Annotated in this window: 16 protein-coding genes; 9 read left to right on the plus strand and 7 right to left on the minus strand. The window is 58.3% G+C overall.

Features of this window, described 5'->3' with window-relative positions; translation table 11 throughout:
- Positions 1–91: 91 nt before the first annotated feature.
- The 4 genes from CMG77_RS07130 to CMG77_RS07145 all read left to right on the plus strand — a co-directional run bounded on the left by CMG77_RS07130 (position 92) and on the right by CMG77_RS07145 (position 2972).
- Entirely contained in the window at positions 92–625 is a 534-nt protein-coding gene (locus CMG77_RS07130) for a CinA family protein (RefSeq protein ID WP_286806392.1), read from the plus strand.
- Between the two features lie 104 nt (positions 626–729).
- Positions 730–1761: a recombinase RecA gene (recA, locus tag CMG77_RS07135; RefSeq protein WP_024460497.1), complete on the plus strand. Its 1032-nt coding sequence runs from the start codon at positions 730–732 to the stop codon at positions 1759–1761.
- 146 nt (positions 1762–1907) lie between these two features.
- The gene (locus CMG77_RS07140; protein WP_286806395.1) at positions 1908–2474 is read left to right on the plus strand and encodes a DUF4136 domain-containing protein; all 567 of its coding nucleotides are present in this window, start codon (positions 1908–1910) and stop codon (positions 2472–2474) included.
- Positions 2475–2480: 6 nt separating this feature from the next.
- Positions 2481–2972, plus strand: coding sequence for a regulatory protein RecX (locus CMG77_RS07145; protein ID WP_286806396.1), 492 nt, complete (start codon positions 2481–2483; stop codon positions 2970–2972).
- Here CMG77_RS07145 and CMG77_RS07150 read toward each other — a convergent pair.
- Together CMG77_RS07150 and CMG77_RS07155 are read right to left on the minus strand one after the other, a co-directional pair.
- Positions 2944–3552 carry a lytic transglycosylase domain-containing protein gene (locus CMG77_RS07150; protein WP_286806397.1) on the minus strand — a complete coding sequence of 203 codons (609 nt, stop codon included), beginning with the start codon at positions 3550–3552 and terminating at the stop codon, positions 2944–2946. The two genes, CMG77_RS07145 and CMG77_RS07150, sit on opposite strands and share 29 nt — an antisense overlap.
- 5 nt (positions 3553–3557) lie before the next feature.
- On the minus strand, positions 3558–5285 hold the full coding sequence (locus tag CMG77_RS07155; protein WP_286903884.1) for a proline--tRNA ligase: 1728 nt from the start codon (positions 5283–5285) through the stop codon (positions 3558–3560).
- Between the two features lie 132 nt (positions 5286–5417).
- Between CMG77_RS07155 and CMG77_RS07160 the strand changes: the two genes are divergently transcribed.
- Positions 5418–5900: an HIT domain-containing protein gene (locus tag CMG77_RS07160; protein ID WP_286903886.1), complete on the plus strand. Its 483-nt coding sequence runs from the start codon at positions 5418–5420 to the stop codon at positions 5898–5900.
- Between the two features lie 42 nt (positions 5901–5942).
- Here CMG77_RS07160 and CMG77_RS07165 read toward each other — a convergent pair whose 3' ends face one another.
- Both CMG77_RS07165 and CMG77_RS07170 read right to left on the minus strand, forming a co-directional pair.
- Entirely contained in the window at positions 5943–6350 is a 408-nt protein-coding gene (locus CMG77_RS07165; RefSeq protein WP_286903888.1) for an HU family DNA-binding protein, read from the minus strand.
- Between the two features lie 150 nt (positions 6351–6500).
- Positions 6501–7001, minus strand: a complete 501-nt coding sequence (locus CMG77_RS07170) for a DUF7931 domain-containing protein (protein WP_286806405.1) — start codon at positions 6999–7001, stop codon at positions 6501–6503.
- A 279-nt stretch (positions 7002–7280) separates the two neighbouring features.
- On the opposite strand from CMG77_RS07170, the gene CMG77_RS07175 reads away from it, so the two are divergent.
- The gene (locus CMG77_RS07175; RefSeq protein ID WP_286806407.1) at positions 7281–10208 is read left to right on the plus strand and encodes a TonB-dependent receptor; all 2928 of its coding nucleotides are present in this window, start codon (positions 7281–7283) and stop codon (positions 10206–10208) included.
- Between the two features lie 87 nt (positions 10209–10295).
- Here the strand turns inward: CMG77_RS07175 and xthA are convergent, their stop codons facing one another.
- The 3 genes from xthA to CMG77_RS07190 all read right to left on the minus strand — a co-directional run bounded on the left by xthA (position 10296) and on the right by CMG77_RS07190 (position 14920).
- Entirely contained in the window at positions 10296–11108 is an 813-nt protein-coding gene (gene xthA / locus CMG77_RS07180; protein WP_024460488.1) for an exodeoxyribonuclease III, read from the minus strand.
- 110 nt (positions 11109–11218) lie between these two features.
- Positions 11219–13405, minus strand: coding sequence for a carboxy terminal-processing peptidase (locus CMG77_RS07185; RefSeq protein WP_123637616.1), 2187 nt, complete (start codon positions 13403–13405; stop codon positions 11219–11221).
- A gap of 237 nt (positions 13406–13642) precedes the next feature.
- Complete coding sequence (locus tag CMG77_RS07190; protein ID WP_123637615.1) at positions 13643–14920, minus strand: citrate synthase; 1278 nt, start codon at positions 14918–14920, stop codon at positions 13643–13645.
- A 665-nt stretch (positions 14921–15585) separates the two neighbouring features.
- Between CMG77_RS07190 and sdhC the strand changes: the two genes are divergently transcribed.
- The 3 genes from sdhC to CMG77_RS07205 form a co-directional block, all read left to right on the plus strand.
- Positions 15586–15960: a succinate dehydrogenase, cytochrome b556 subunit gene (gene sdhC, locus CMG77_RS07195; RefSeq protein WP_024460485.1), complete on the plus strand. Its 375-nt coding sequence runs from the start codon at positions 15586–15588 to the stop codon at positions 15958–15960.
- Entirely contained in the window at positions 15954–16322 is a 369-nt protein-coding gene (sdhD, locus tag CMG77_RS07200; RefSeq protein ID WP_024460484.1) for a succinate dehydrogenase, hydrophobic membrane anchor protein, read from the plus strand. The genes sdhC and sdhD overlap by 7 nt, the downstream gene beginning before the upstream one ends.
- Before the next feature lie 3 nt (positions 16323–16325).
- A partial coding sequence (locus tag CMG77_RS07205) for an FAD-binding protein (protein ID WP_286903891.1) occupies positions 16326–16671 on the plus strand: 346 nt, incomplete at its 3' end.

Here is a 16671-nt window from a genome sequence, read left to right on the forward strand (position 1 = left end):
CCTGGGTGTTATCGGGTGATTGGAAGCTGCGCTATTCTACGGAATTCATCCGGGGCTTGCACTCGTCTCGCGCCTGGCATACCTTGAGCCCATGACCGAACCCCTGACCACTTCCGCCGCCGAACAGCAGGCCCTCGCGACCCGCCTGGGACAGGCGCTGACGGCAAACCACTGGACAGTGGCCGCGGCGGAATCCTGCACCGGTGGTGGCATTGCCGCCGCGATCACCGACATTCCCGGCAGTTCGGGTTGGTTTGGCTATGGTCTGGTGACTTATTCCAATGACGCCAAGGTCCGTCTGTTGGGCGTTCCCGAGCAGATGCTGATACAGAACGGTGCGGTCAGTGAATCGGTGGTGCGCGCCATGGCGGAGGGTGCGGCGCGGATTTCTGGCGCGGATCTGGCCATTGCGGTGAGCGGCGTTGCCGGGCCGGAAGGTGGCTCAGAGGAAAAACCGGTGGGTACCGTCTGGTTGGGGTGGGCGTATCGGCGCGGCGAGACGCTGCTCAGCGATGCTCACCTGCATCGGTTTGAAGGCGATCGGGCCGCCGTGCGAGGGCAGACCGTGACTGCTGCGTTGCAGCAGTTGTTGGCTTTGACTACGGGCGGCAAGACTACTGTATAAATATCGAGTTACTGTTTGCGCATACAGGTTTTTCGTGTATGCTGTCGGCAGTTGTATTGAAACCATTTCAAGTTCTAATTTCACAGCATTGATCGAGGTGTCGGATGGACGCGAATAAAGAGAAAGCGCTACAGGCCGCCTTAGGCCAGATTGAACGTCAATTTGGTAAGGGCACGGTCATGCGCATGGGCGATCGTGAGCGGGTGGCGATTCCCGCCATTTCCACGGGCTCTCTGGGGCTGGATGCCGCCCTCGGTATTGGTGGCCTGCCCAAGGGGCGGGTGGTAGAGATTTACGGGCCGGAATCGTCCGGTAAAACCACTTTGACGCTGCAGGTGATTGCCGAAGCCCAGCGCCAGGGCGGTACCTGTGCCTTTATTGACGCCGAGCACGCGCTGGACCCGATTTACGCCGAAAAACTGGGCGTGAATGTGGATGATCTGATCATCTCCCAGCCGGATACCGGTGAGCAGGCCCTGGAGGTCAGCGATATGCTGGTGCGCTCCGGTGCGGTTGACGTGTTGGTGGTGGACTCGGTGGCGGCGCTGACGCCCCGGGCGGAAATTGAAGGCGAGATGGGTGATCAGCACGTGGGCCTGCAGGCCCGCCTGATGTCCCAGGCGCTGCGTAAAATTACCGGCAACATCAAGAACGCCAACTGCCTGGTGATCTTCATTAACCAGATCCGCATGAAGATCGGTGTGATGTTCGGCAGCCCGGAAACCACCACCGGTGGTAATGCGCTCAAGTTCTACTCCTCGGTTCGCCTGGATATCCGCCGCATTGGTTCGGTGAAAGAGGGCGATGAGGTCATCGGGAACGAGACCCGAGTGAAGGTGGTGAAAAACAAGGTGGCACCGCCGTTCAAGCAAACCGAGTTCCAGATTCTGTACGGCACGGGCATCAACCGCTTCGGTGAGGTCATTGATTACGGCGTCAAGCTTGGCATCGTGGACAAGGCGGGTGCCTGGTACAGCTACAATGGCGACAAGATTGGCCAGGGCAAAAACAACGTGGTGAAGTTCCTTCATGAGAACCCCACCATTGCCCAGGAGATGGAGAAGCGGGTACGCGGCGAACTGCTGAACATCCCGGTAAAGGCCGAAGAGAAGGAAGAAGAGGAAAGCGAGGCCTGAGCCTCGCCGTCCTGTCAAACTACAAGAGACCCGGGTTGAACCCGGGTCTCTTGTCTGTGGTCCAACTGACGTGATACTCATGATATCCCTTGGGCGGAGCCTGTTGCGCCGCCAAGGCAATGCCAAGTAATAAGAGGAAAGCGGCTGTGCGACTGATTCGTTTGGGTGTTGGACTGTTGTTGGTGCTGGGCCTTCTGGCTGGCTGTACCAGTACGCCCTCGGTGGTGACCGATTACGATCCTGAGTTTTCGTTTGGAGAGCTCAACCGTTTTCGGGTTGAACTGGCCGAGCAGGAAGACGGCAACAGCCTGCTGATCTCCCCGTTCACCCTGAGTCACCTGCAGCGGGTAATTGAAAGCCATTTGGCCTCGCGCTATGAGTCTGCGGGCGAAGATGGGGAGGCGGATTTCGTGGTCCGTTACCACATCGTGGTGGAAGACCGGCTGGATGTACGCAGTTACGATCAACGCTATGGCTTTGGCTATTACGGTTATGGCCCCTGGTACCGTTACCCCTATTCCCACGGTCCCAGTCCACGGGTCTACCGCCAGGGAACCCTGATCATCGACATCGCTCGCGCTGAAGACAACAAACCGCTGTGGCGGGGTGTTGCCGAGCAGCGTCTGTATGATGGCCTGACGCCTCAGGAACAGCGTCAGCGGCTCTCTGCCGCAGTGACCGAGGTTCTGTCGAATTTCCCACCGGTACGTTGAGTCGTTATGACAGAGCGGGATGAATCGAGCGAGCCCACGATGGGCGAAGTGCGACTGGCGGCCATGAACCTGTTGGCTCGTCGCGAGCATGCTCGTGACGAGCTTCGGACCAAATTACTCAAGCGCTTTGGTTCGGAGGGTGAACGGGTTAAGACGGTGGATCAGGCGCTGGCTCGGCTGGAAGAGCAGGGGCTTCAGAGCGATGAGCGCTTCACCGAGGCATTTGTCACCGCTCGGGAGCGGCAGGGCAAGGGGCCTCTGCGTATTGCCCAAGAATTGCGGCAAAAAGGCGTTTCAGACTCTCTGATCAGCCTTTATCTCGATGAAGGGGATGAGCGCTGGTGGGATCTCGCCAATGAAGTGCGCCGAAAGCGCTTCGGTGACGCACCGGTGGAAACCCCCAAAGAGAAAGCCCGTCAGGCCCGATTCCTTCAATACCGCGGGTTTTCCCACGAACAGGCGCGAGAGGCTATCGCCAACGCTCCCAGGCATCCATGACTTTGGCAGCATAGCGGTAGCTGCCATAACTGCCGTTATAGCGTGCCAGGGCTTCCGCCAGGCGCCCCTCTGATCGTTCCAGGTAATGCTTGAGGATGGTGCAGCCGTACCGCAGGTTGGTTTCCAGGTTGATCAGGTTGTCTTCCGGTCGGCCAATCTCGTTCTTCCAGAACGGCATGACCTGCATGATCCCCTGAGCACCCACCGGTGATACCGCATAGTGATTGAAGTGGCTCTCCACCTCAATGACCGCTAATACCAGCTCGGGCTGAAGGTCGGTCTGGCGGGCCGCGCTGTGGATTTTGCGCAGCAAGCGCAGGCGTCGATCCGGATCGCGCACATAACGCTCCAGGCGTCCCGACATCAGCATCAGCCAGGCCTCGGCATCAAAGCGATCCTCGAAACTGTCCGCCGCGCGAATGTTATCGAGCAGCTTCTGCCGAAGCTGGTCATCCACTTCGATGGCCGGTTCGGCATAGGCCAGGGTGTTCGATTGCGCCCAGGCGAAGCTGGTGGCGCTCGCCATCCACAGTGCCACCAGAACACTGAACGCGGTTTTCTTCACGCCCGGCCCACGCATCGAGGTCAGTCCGCCAGGCGCTCGCGGATAAACTCGACCACCTGTTCCAGTGGAACGTCCTGAGCCTGTTCGTCCCGGCGTCCTTTGTACTCCAGAGTACCTTTCTCCAGACCGCGATCGCCCACCACTAAGCGGTGTGGAATACCCATCAGGTCGGTATTGGCGAGCATGACACCGAGGCGCGCTTTGTCTTCGTCCATGTACAGGACTTCAACGCCCAGCTCGGTGAGCTGCTGGTACAGCGTCTCACACTGTTCGGCCACCGCCGGGGATTTGTGCGGGTTGATTGGCACCAGTGCGAGCTGGAAGGGCGCAATACTCTGGGGCCAGATGATGCCATTCTGGTCATGGTTCTGCTCAATGGCTGCCGCGACCACACGGGATACCCCGATACCGTAGCAACCCATGATCATGGGTTTTTCTTTGCCGTTTTCATCCAACACGCGCGCATTCATCGCCTCGCTGTATTTGGTGCCCAGCTGAAAGATGTGGCCGACCTCAATGCCGCGCTTGATCTCCAATTGGCCCTTGCCGTCGGGGCTCGGGTCACCGGCCACCACATTGCGCAGATCCACCACGTCGTTCAGGGGTGCATCGCGCTCCCAGTTGACGCCGGTCAGGTGGTAGCCGTCCCGGTTGGCGCCACAGACGAAGTCCGCCAGCTGGGCGGCCGCCCGGTCCACCATTACGCGAATGTTCAGGCCCACCGGGCCGAGAGAGCCGACTCCCGCGCCCAGTTCTGCTTCAATGCGCTCCTCCGGGGCAAAGGTCAGCGGTGCGGCAATACCGTCGATTTTTTCGGCCTTGATGTCGTTGAGCTCGTGATCGCCGCGCAGCACCAGGGCCACTAAGGGCGCGGGGCCCTCTTCCGGGGCTTCGCCCAGTACGATCAGGGTCTTGACGGTCTGCTCCGGCGCGACCTTCAGAAAGCCTGCGACCTGTTCGATGGTGTGCTGATCCGCAGTGGCAACCTCGGTCATGGCCTCGCTGGCACTGGGGCGTGCATCGCTCGGCGCCAGGGCTTCGGCCTTTTCGATGTTGGCGGCATAGTCGCTGCCGTTACTGAACGCGATGTCATCTTCACCGCTGTCGGCCAGTACGTGGAATTCGTGCGAGAAAGCGCCGCCGATGGAGCCGGTATCGGCCAACACGGGGCGATAGGCCAGGCCAATGCGGTCAAAAATGGCGCAGTAGGTGCGGTGCATGACCTCGTAGGTTTCCTGCAGNGATTCCTGNCTCANGTGGAACGAGTAGGCATCCTTCATGGTGAACTCGCGGGCNCGCATGACACCGAANCGGGGGCGGATTTCNTCGCGGAATTTGGTCTGAATCTGATAGAANTTGGCCGGNAGCTGNTTGTAGCTGTTGATCTCNCCGCGAATCAGGTCGGTAATGACCTCTTCGTGNGTGGGGCCGAGGCAGAAATCCCGCTGNTGGCGGTCATTGATGCGCAACAGNTCGGGGCCGTACTGCTGCCAGCGTCCGGACTCTNCCCANAGCTCGGCGGGCTGAACCACNGGCATNAGNACTTCCTGGGCGCCGGAGCGNTCCATNTCCTCNCGGATGATGCGCTCGACCTTGCGCAGTACACGCAGNCCGAGGGGCATCCAGGTATANAGCCCCGAGGCCAGTTTGCGGATCATGCCCGCGCGCAGCATCAATTGGTGGCTGATGACCTCGGCNTCGGAGGGCGTTTCTTTCAGTGTGGCGATTAAAAAACGACTGGCTCGCATAGATTGGCTTCTTAGTGGCTATACTGGTAAACAGAGAAAACGCTTATTCTACGGTGCTTACCGGCTCGGGTACAGACTCCCGATGCGCACTGAGTACCGAACCACCCGAAAGAAGTCGATGAGGAGAGGGTNATGTTTCAACTGCATTCACGCCTGGCCGAGGATACCGTGCCGGTAGGGCGCTTCCCGCTGTCTCTGCTGNTGCTCAGNAAAGANGCCAACTACCCCTGGTGNCTGCTGGTGCCNCTGCGGGAGGATGTGTTTGAAATTCATCATNTGGGTGAGCGGGATCAGCAGCAACTGATGCGNGAGTCCTGTCGTCTGGCCGAGGTGATGACCAGCGTGTTTGATGCCGACAANATGAATGTGGCNGCGCTNGGNAATGTTGTNCCCCANTTGCATGTGCACCATATNGCCCGCTTTGAGACNGACCCNGCCTGGCCGCAGCCGATTTGGGGNGTNAAGCCNGCNGCAAGNTANTCTGAGGCTCAATTGCAGGANCGACTNGATCANCTCAGNTCCGCCCTGGTNGGGGACGACTTTGACGTGCTGGAGTCACTGGAGGATCTGGAGGTCAANCCGGTGGATANNACGGGGCCGGGCGACTGGTATTGAGAACAGGGCCCCGAGAGGGGCCCTGTTGAGCGGGTATGGCGCTTACAGAGCCATTTCNTTGAGCTTNTTCAGAGGNCGTACCTTGACNGCGATGGAGGCCGGTTTCGCNTTGAACACGGTCTCTTCGCCGGTGAAGGGGTTGATGCCCTTGCGCGCCTTGGTGGCGGGCTTCTTCACGGTGGTGATCTTCAGCAGGCCGGGCAGTACGAACTCGCCCACGGCACGCTTCTTGACGTGACCTTCAATGATGTCAGACAGCTCGTCCAGTACCGACTGGACCTGCTTCTTGCTCAGCTCGGTATTGTCCGCAATCTGATTCAGAATCTGGGTTTTGTTGTAACGCTCGGAGATCGCCTTTACTTTTTTGGCGGCCGGCTGCTTGGCAGCAGCTTTCTTGGCGGGAGCTTTCTTTGCGGGTGCCTTTTTGGCAGCAGTTTTGCGAGCAGCCATAATATGATCCTTGTTGATGGTCAAGTGTTTATTGAGTCAGGCCGATAAAAAAGCCTGAATATATAGCGTATTAACCGCATCGGGTGCGGCTGGCACTATATATAAAGGATAAAACGACGATCAGCAACCCAAAAAACCGCTTTTTTACCGCTATAGCGCCAATTGTCTCAGGCGTGGATCCTCTTCAGCGGTTTCCCAGGCCCGATCGAAAATCTCCCTCAGCGTTTTCACCCGCGCACCCGCCTGCCGATCGTAAAAGCCGTGATAGTTGTCCGGATCATTCTGATAGACCAGGTGCTCCCGATCGCCCAGCGCAAATGCGATGGCCTGGGTTTCAATGTCGTTGGTCAGCCGGCGCAGGGTCACCTTGCTCGGCAGCCTCTGGGCCAGGCGAACCAGGCCGTGCCCGTATTCAACCAGCGCCCGGGTGTCCCGGACCAGCAGCTGTACCTGCGCCTGGCGATGTCGACGGGCAATCTCGGAGAGCGCTTCGGCCAGCTCCGGCAGGTCGTAAACCTCTCTGGCCAGGTCGGGTGAGTAGAGTGAGAAAGTGCGGCGCGTCTCGCTCGCGCAGTGGAGTAGTGCCTGGCGAAAGGCGTCTGGTCCATCAATCAACTCAGATTGCTCGGGGGTATCCGGCGGGAGGTTCATGACGTTCGGCTCCAGTTCGTATTCGACTTTTCAGCGTGCTCAACCGCCATGATAAAGCAAGCCTGGCCAAAAAGGAGGCGGGATAGTCGTATATCATATAGAAAAATGGTTGCGCTAATGAAAATATGGAGTTATAAAGGCAGTGCGCTTCCTGTGACACCCAAAGCAGCGTCCGGCTATGGCGCAGGTCAATCACAGGGGCAGGGAGGCGTGTTGGCGCAACAACAATAAACAATGCAGATCCATTATCGGGTAAGCGGAGAATAAGCGATGACAATAATGAACAAGACTCAGGGCTTGGCACCTCGTTCGGCATTTCGGCGCACCAGGCTGGCGCGCGCCATTCACTGGAGTTCACAGTTACTGGTCGCAGGTGCGGTTGGCTGGCATGGCGCCGGCTTTGCACAGGAAGCCACACCGGCGGCGCCGGAGCAGCCGACCGCACTGGAAGAGATCGTGGTGTCCGGTCAGCGCAGCAGCATTCAGTCGGCCCAGATGATCAAGCAGAGTGCTGAACAGATCGTCGACTCGATTGTCGCGGATGACATCGGCAAGCTGCCCGATCGCTCGGTGACCGAAACCTTGCAGCGCATTCCGGGTGTGACCATTGATCACTTCATGTCTCTCGGGGATCCGGAGCACTTCTCAGCTGAAGGCAGTGGCGTCGCCGTGCGCGGTTTGACCCAGGTGCGTAGTGAGCTCAATGGACGCGACAGCTTTACCGCAAACGGTGGGCGGAGCCTGAGCTTTGAAGATGTGCCCGCTGAGCTTATGGCCGGGGTGGACGTCTATAAAAACCCTTCGGCGGACATGATCGAAGGTGGCCTGGGCGGCACCGTCAACCTGCGTACTCGTATGCCTTTTGACAGTGATGGTCAGGTAATGGCGGCGACGGCCAGCGTGAATTACGGTGACTTTATCGAAGAGGCCGACCCGTCGGTATCGGCTCTTTACAGCAACCGCTGGGACACCTCCGCCGGTGAGTTCGGTCTGTTGGTGGATGTCGCTTTTTCGGAAATTTCGACCCGCACCGACGGCATTTTCAATCGTCCGTTTTTCCCCCGCGATGACCTGCAGGGTTACGAGGGGACTACTATCCAGGTACCGCGTGGGGCGGACTGGCGCTCCATGGATTTCAATCGCGAGCGGTTGGGGTCCTACCTGGCGACTCAGTGGCGGCCCAGCGATGCGTCAGAATTCTATTTCCAGGCGTTCCGTTCCGAATATGACATGCAGTGGGATGAGGATGCCATCTTTGTCCAGAACGATGCCTATGCCATCCAGCCGGGCGATGGCAAAGAGTTTGTTGTCGATGACAATAATGTCTTTCTGTCGGGTCGCCTGACCCAGCCCGGGGGAATCCCCTTCGGGGCCGATATCCGCGTGGCCAATCGCGAGTCAGTCACCAGCGATTTTTCCGCCGGTTACAAGTGGTTGCCGGGTGACCAGCTGGAATTCAGTACCGACCTCCAGTACACCAAGGCAACAACGGAGGGTCTGGATGCCACCATCGCGACGGGCATCAACCTGCCGTACATCGATATTGATCTGCGCGGTGAACGACCGCTGGTTCAGGCCGACGATGAGTACCTGTCCGATCCGGGCAATTACTACTGGGGCTTCACCATGCCCTTTATCGAGGACAACGAAGCCGAGCAGTTCGCCTGGCGTGCGGACGTGAAATACAACTTCAATGACACCGACGTTGTGCGCTACATCAAGACCGGCGTTCGGCTGACGGACCGGGAAGCCACCAACATCAACAGTGGCTACCACTGGCAGGCCATCTACCAGCCGTGGATGGCCTGGTGGAAGCTGCCCGACGACCAGATGCCTCCGGTGGAAGACGCCAGCCAGATGTCGCTCAACACCTTTGATAACTTTTTCCGGGGCAAGGCACCGAGCCCGGGGGTTGTCTATGCGCCTCACATATCGCTGGTTGAGGGCTATCCGGAGAGCTTCGATCAACTGCATGCGGATGCCAGTGAGAACTATATCTGCTGTGACGACTACATGCCGGCAACCATGGACGATCCGAGCCGCATTAACGAACAGGAAGAGCAGACCTACGCGGCGTACTTCCTGCTCGGCTTCGGTGTCGACGACTGGGCGCTGCCGGTAGACGGCAATATCGGTATTCGCGTGGTGCAGACCGACAGCGCGGCATCGGGCATGATCCGCTACCCCGAAACCATCGTGGTGGGAGAGGATGGCGAGACGGAAAGCCGCCCCTGGTATCAGGATCCGGAAGATATCGTGGCGGAGAATTCCTATACCAACGTGCTCCCGAACCTGAACTTGCGGGTGGAGTTGCGTGACGATCTGTTCCTGCGCTTCGCCGCCTCCAAAGCCATGGCGCGGCCTGCGTACAATCAGATGCAGGCGTTCCAGACCTTGAGCGCGGGCCGCCCGGAAGGGGTACCGGAAGACCAGTATGTGCCGCCGGAGGATTTCCGGCTGACGTCCTCCTCCGGCTCCAACCCGATGCTCGAGCCGATGGAGGCGACCCAGTTTGATATCTCGCTGGAGTGGTACTTCAATGACGCCGGTGGTATGGCTCACGTCAATGCCTTCAGTAAAGACATTGAAGGGTTTATCCGCAACCAGACGATCCGCGAAGAGCACGGTGGGTGGGATTATACGGTGACCCGTCCGGTCAACACCGGCACCGCTGATATCCGGGGTGTCGAGTTGGGCTGGAGCCAGTTCTTTGATCAGCTTCCCGAGCCCTTTGATGGCCTGGGTATGCAGGCCAACTACACCTACATCGACAGCAGCACCGATGTGCCTCGCGATGAGGGCTCCAACCCGGTCGATACCGACGGCAGTGAATACGGGCAGATGCCCTTTGAGGGGCTGTCGGAGCATTCCTACAATCTGGTGGGTATGTACGAGAAGGGGCCGCTGTCCGTCCGTCTGGCGTATAACTGGCGGAGTGACTTCCTGATGTCCGTTGGCCCCAATGGCTTTAACGGCACCGATCGCGATATCACCTGGCGCCTGCCGGTGTATAACGACGATTACGGTCAGATGGATGGGTCGATCTTCTACGACATCACCGACATGCTGTCACTCGGCCTGGAAGTGAACAACATCCTCAATTCGGAAACGCGCACGATCATGAAACAGAACGCAGCGGGAGACCACTACGCTTCTTACTTCCTGAACGACACGCGCTATGCATTGACCCTCAGGGCCAATTTTTAGGTGAGACCCGGCGGTAGGGAAGCCGCCGATATTGTTGGCATGCTTGGCGCCGGTGTTTTTACCCCGGCGCTTTTTTGTGCGGACCGGCTACGAAAACGACGCCCAGATGGGGCAGTGATCGGACGGGCGCTCCATACCCCGAATGTCATAATCGACGCCCGCCTCCGTGCATCGTTCGAGTAACGGCTCGGTTGCCAGAATGAGGTCGATTCTCAGGCCCCGTTTGGGGTCGGCATCAAAGCCTTTGCTACGATAGTCAAACCAGCTGAAGGTACGCTCTTCGTCCGGCTGGTGTTGACGGAAGGTATCCTTCAGACCCCAGTCCAGCAGAGTATCCAGCCATTCCCGCTCTTCCGGCAAAAAGCTGCACTTTCCGTCGCGCAACCAGCGCTTGCGGTTCTGCTCGCCAATACCGATATCCCGGTCAGTATGAGAGACGTTCATATCGCCCATGACCAGCAGCGGTTTGGAAGGGTCGCACTGGTCGTTCAGGAAGGCCATCAGGTCCTGGTAGAACTTGCGCTTATTGGGAAATTTGACCGGGTGGTCGCGGCTTTCACCCTGGGGGAAGTAACCATTCAGAACGGTCACTTCGCCGCCGAGGGGAGAGTCGAATACCCCTCCGATAAAACGCCGTTGGGATTCTTCCAGATCTCCGGGGAAACCCTTGATCACCTGCTTGAAGGGGTGGCGGGACATTAGCGCTACGCCGTAGTGCGTTTTCTGACCGTAGAACTCTACGTGGTAACCCATGTCCCGGATTTCCTGCTCGGGAAACTGCTCGTCGGTGACTTTGGTTTCCTGCAAGCCGATGAAGTCCGGTTGATATTTATCGATCACCGCCTGCAACTGGTGGAGGCGGGTACGGATGCTGTTTACGTTGAAGGAAACGGCGTTCATGCGGTTCAATTCCTGAGTCCGATCTGATGGAGGCGTGGGTTAAAAAATACCCCGAAAACGCACCGAGGGAAAAGGCCTGTGCGGTATCGGGGCTCGGGTTTGGATGTTGGTTACCAGTTGGCGACGCGATCCCGGTCCTGTTCATCCATGGATTCGAGCTGCTCAATGAAGTCCACCAGAATATGTCCGGCTTCGTTGAGAAACGGATCCTTGTCCGGGTTGATTTCACTGCGTGAAAGCGCACTGAAGCTGACCAGGTCGCCTTCTTCTTCGTCGTCGTTGGCCGCTTCTCCGGCGTCCGCGCCCTCGGTCGCGTCCTCGTCGTCGCTGCCGGCCAGGCGGTCAATGTCTTCGTAACTGTCATACAGGGACAGCCCTTTGGCTTTCCGGCGCTCGTTTTCGAGTTGCAACAGAGACGCTTCCAGGGATTCCTGTTCGTTTCGACGCTGTTTTTCATTCAGGGAGACGACCGTGCGGTCCTTGTTCTTCTCCGTCAGCGCCATCTGATCGCGCAGGTAGATGAAATCCGGGTTCTTCTCTACGCGCTGCTCGTGCAATGGGTTCAGGTGCGGAAGAAGCGCCTGAATGTCAAAGTAACGAGAGTGTGGAACCGCGTGAATCTTGTCCCAGGGTAAGGCGTTGTCGTAAGTGCTCTCGCCGACATCGTCTACGTTGACCAGGCTAGGCAGCGTCATGTCGGGAATAACTCCGCGATGCTGTGTGCTCTCGCCCGAGACGCGATAGAACTTGGACTCCGTCAGCTTTAACTGGCCGGCATCGACCGGTACCAGCGATTGCACGGAGCCTTTGCCGAAGCTCTGGGTGCCAACAATGATGCCCCGGCCGTAATCCTGGATGGCGCCGGCAAAAATTTCCGAAGCCGATGCACTCAACCGATCAATCAGCACCACCAGAGGCCCGCGGTAGGCCGCCCGGGAGTGTGATTGATAATTGCGTGAAATCAGTTCATTGGTCTGGCGAATCTGTACCACGGGCCCGCGATCGATAAACAGGTCGGTCAGGGTAGTGGCCTCCTGCAGGGACCCACCGCCATTGCCGCGCAGATCAAGCACAATCCCGTCGACGTTTTCTTTTTCCAGCTCTTGAAGAATCCGGTGCACGTCACGGGTGGTGCTCTTGAAGTTCGGGTCGCGCTTGCGATAAGCCTCGAAATCCATGTAGAAGGTGGGTACACGAATCACGCCAATTTTGTAGCGGTCGCGCCCATTCATAACCTCGAATACGTCGTGCTTCGCCGCCTGTTCCTCAAGCTTGACCTTGTCCCGGGTGATGGTGATGACTTTGGTCGCACTGTCGGTGGGGGCCTTGGCCGGGAGCACTTCAAGGCGGACAACCGTGTCTTTTTTGCCGCGAATCTGCTCCACCACTTCGTCGAGGCGCCAACCGACCACATCGGTCATTTCACCCTCCTCGCCCTGGCCGACCGCGACGATGCGATCCGCTGGGCGAAGTTCCCCCTGCTTGTCCGCCGGCCCGGCGGGAACCAGACGCATCACCTTGGTGTGTTCGTCCTCGGTCTGGAGTACGGCCCCAATCCCCTCCAGGGAGAGTGACATGTTGATATTGAAGTTTTCGAGTGTTCTCGGCGACAGGTAGTTGGTGTGCGGATCGTACAGGGTGGTCAGGCTGTTGATTACGACCTCAAAGGCATCATCGCTGTCCTGCTGGCGAACCCGGCGCAGTTGGTTTTCATAGCGTTTGCGCAGGAGCTCCTTGCTCTCTTCCAAGTCTTTCCCGGCCAGTACCAGATCCAACAGGCTGGCTTTGACCCTGCGGTGCCAGAGCTCATCAGCGGTTTTCTTGTCCTCGGGCCACTCGGCCTGCTCCCAATCCACCACGAGCTGATCGTCGGTGGTGAAGTCGTACTTGATCTCATCACTCTCCAGCCGCTCAATCACCGATTCCAGGCGCGTCGTCAGGCGCTGCCGGTAGATATCGAAGATGTCGAAGGCTTCATTCAGGTTGCCCTTGGCGAGCCAGTTGTCGAACTTCTCACGATGACGGTTGAATCCGTCGATATCAGCCTGGAAGAAGTAGCTTTTGGTGGGGTCCAGGGTTTTCAGGTAATTGTCCAGATACTCGGACGACAGGTCGTCATTGAGGGACTGGTCCCGGTAATGGTGCTCGCTCAGTTGCTGGACCACGCTCGCCGTGACCTGGCGGTGCTGATCGGTGATTTCCAGGGGGGCCAGGGCGGCAGCCCAGAGCGCTGGGGCGCTGAACAACAGAGCCGAAATGGCGAGACTGCTGCGCAGGAACTTCGGGACGTTGAGCATAGGTTCAATCCTGCTTTGTTTCCGGTGGCCAGCGAACTGTGGTTGACTATCGCCAGTGACACTGGAAGCGGCGTTAATACTGGGTTTCATACTACTATAGCCCCCGGAGTATGGCTACCGGAGTGGGTTCGGGAGACGTTTAGAAAGGTAAATCGGCGCAAGAGTTCCCCAGAACGCACTGGGGCCGCACTAAGTGCGGCCCCAGGGTGGGTCGGTAAAGGCCCGGTGGTGTCGGCCTCAGGCGGGGTAATCGCGCTTGCTGTAGCCGGTGTATAGCTGGCGTGGACGGCCGATCTTGTAGGGTGCGCTCACCATTTCCTGCCAGTGGGCGTACCAGCCGACGGCGCGGCCTGTGGCAAAAATCACGGTAAAGGCTTCGGTGGGAATGCCGATGGCCTTCATGATGATGCCGGAGTAGAAATCCACATTGGGGTAGAGTTTCTTCTGGATGAAGTACTCGTCTTCCAGGGCGATTTTCTCCAGGCGCTTGGCGATCGCCAGCAGCGGATCGTTTTCCAGGCCCAGCTCGGACAGCACCTCGTCAGCGGCCTGCTTCATCACCTTGGCGCGCGGATCAAAGTTCTTGTAGACCCGGTGACCGAAGCCCATCAGACGGAAGGGATCGTTCTTGTCTTTGGCTTTGGCGACATAGGTGTCGATGTTGTCGACGCTGCCAATTTCCTCAAGCATGTTGAGAACGGCTTCGTTCGCACCACCGTGGGCGGGGCCCCACAGGGTAGCGATACCCGCTGCGATGGCGGCAAAGGGGTTGGTGCCGGATGAGCCGGACAGACGCACGGTGGAGGTGGAGGCGTTCTGCTCATGGTCGGCGTGCAGCAGGAAGATCCGGTCCATGGCTTTGGCCAATACCTGATTGACTTTGGGGCTTTGGCCGGCGGTACCAAAGGTCATGTTCAGGTAGTTTTCAGCGTAGGCGAGATCGGCGTCCGGGGCGATGAACTCTTCGCCCTGGCGGTGCTTGTGGGCCATGGCGGCAAGGGTCGGCATCTGACCGATCAACCGGTAGGCCGTAACCCGACGACTCTCTTCGCTGGTGATGTCGGTCTCTTCATGGTAAACCGCGGCCAGAGCGTTCACTGCGCTGCCCATGATGGCCATGGGGTGAGCGTTGCGACTGAAGCCTTTGATGATCTGAGCCACTGAGTCGTCGACCTTGGAGTGCTTTTTGACTTCGTCGGCGAACGTCGCTTTTTGTTCTTTGGAGGGGAGTTCGCCGTTCAGCAGAAGGTAGCAGGTCTCGAGGTAGTCAGAGTGCTCGGCTAACTGATCGATGGGGTAGCCACGGTGCAGAAGCACGCCTTTGGCGCCATCGATGAAGGTAATTTTGGACTCGCAGGGGGCGGTGGACATGAACCCCGGATCGTAGGTGAAAAAACCCTTTTTGGTCAGGCCGGAGACATCAATCACGTCAGGGCCGGCAGTGCTCGGGTAAACAGGCAGATCAATAGGCGCATCCAGGCCGTCGACCGTTAACCGTGCTTTTCTGTCAGTCATTACGGACTCCTGTGGTTTACAAACTTTTAAGGCTTCCAGGAATGGCTGGATGGCCAGACCGGGTTTTTAATCGGGGCGTCACTATAAGCCCCGGCGTGGGTTTGTCAAACAGCCCACGGGTTGATGGGAGGCGGCATTATAGAGGAGAAGGCCTGATTTCGGTAGTTTTTCGAGATCGGGTTGGCAAAAAATCCACTTGACGGCGAGGGCGCCCGTGTAGTGGCCGGCCCGTTGGTGCCGGGGTGCCCGGCATCACGGAGGCTTTGACTGGAGGCAATGATCCGGCAGTGGTGGGAACGTCGTAACAGGTGACAGCGCTGTCGGATTTTACCCCCGGGGACGGGGTGGTGAACAATCCGGTGGTGATTTGCCTCCAAATGGAGCATCAAGCGGCTCCAGTGCACGCCAATCGGGCATTTCCGGGGGATTTTTGCCCGGGTTTTTGTTTGTGTTTCAGGATTCGACTCTCTATAATACGCCGCGACTTGCAGGCAGCGGTGAGAGAGCCAATCGCCGGTCCAGACCATGCCCTGAGAAGAGACATTGGCCCGGACGGCGCATAAACAAATCAACCTGGCGACCGCCCTGTGTGCTCTGGAGAGATGCGCTTGGCGCTATTTCGCTAACCTGCCTACATTAGCTGGGCTAGAAGGTGACTATCAACCGTGAAAAACCAAAGACCTGTCAATCTCGATATCTCCACCATCAAACTTCCGATTACCGCTATTGTTTCCATTCTTCACCGTGTCTCCGGTGTGTTCCTTTTTGCCGGTGTGGCCGTACTCCTCTGGCTGCTTGATGGCAGTCTTGCCTCCGAAGAGCAGTTTGTGGCTCTGCAGGAAACGCTGACCCAGCCGGTCTGGCAAATCGTCGTCTGGGCCGTTGTCGCCGCGCTCGCCTATCACATGGTGATGGGGGTCCGGCACCTGATTATGGATTGTGGCATTGGTGAAAGCCTGAAAGGTGGTCGCCTCGGTGCGAAGCTCGCACTGGCGCTGGCCGTTGTACTGATTGTTCTGGCAGGAGTCTGGATATGGTAACCGCGGTAACCAATCTCGGCCGCAGCGGCCTGTACGACTGGCTGATTCAGCGCGTGAGCGCTGTGATCATGGCCGTCTACACCGTCTTTATTGTGGCTTATATCGTAATAACCCCCGAACTGAGTTTTGAGCAGTGGCAGGGCCTGTTTGGTCAGCTGTGGATGCGGGTGTTCACCCTCATGACCCTGCTGTCCGTGGTGGCCCACGCCTGGATCGGCCTGTGGGCGGTCCTGACGGACTACATCACCGAGCGGATGATGGGCGGCAAAGCCCTGGTGTTGCGTCTGCTGGCTCAAGTACTGCTGGCGGTAGTCGCCGTGACTTACACCCTCTGGGGTGTTGAAATTATCTGGGGGTTTTAAACTATGCGCACGATTTCCTTTGACGGCATCGTCGTCGGTGGTGGCGGCGCGGGTATGCGCGCGGCCCTTCAGTTGGCCAGCTCCGGTTACAAAACCGCGGTTATCACCAAAGTATTCCCGACCCGGTCGCACACCGTATCCGCCCAGGGCGGCATCACCTGTGCCATTGCCAGTTCTGACCCCAATGACGATTGGCGTTGGCACATGTATGACACGGTGAAGGGCTCCGATTATATCGGTGATCAGGACGCCATCGAGTACATGTGCTCTGTGGGCCCGGAGGCCGTGTTCGAGCTGGAGCACATGGGGCTGCCATTCTCCCGTACCGAAGAGGGGCGCATTTATCAGC

Origin of the sequence: Marinimicrobium sp., assembly GCF_002695945.1 — a bacterium.
Taxonomy (GTDB): Bacteria; Pseudomonadota; Gammaproteobacteria; order Pseudomonadales; family Cellvibrionaceae; genus Marinimicrobium; species Marinimicrobium koreense.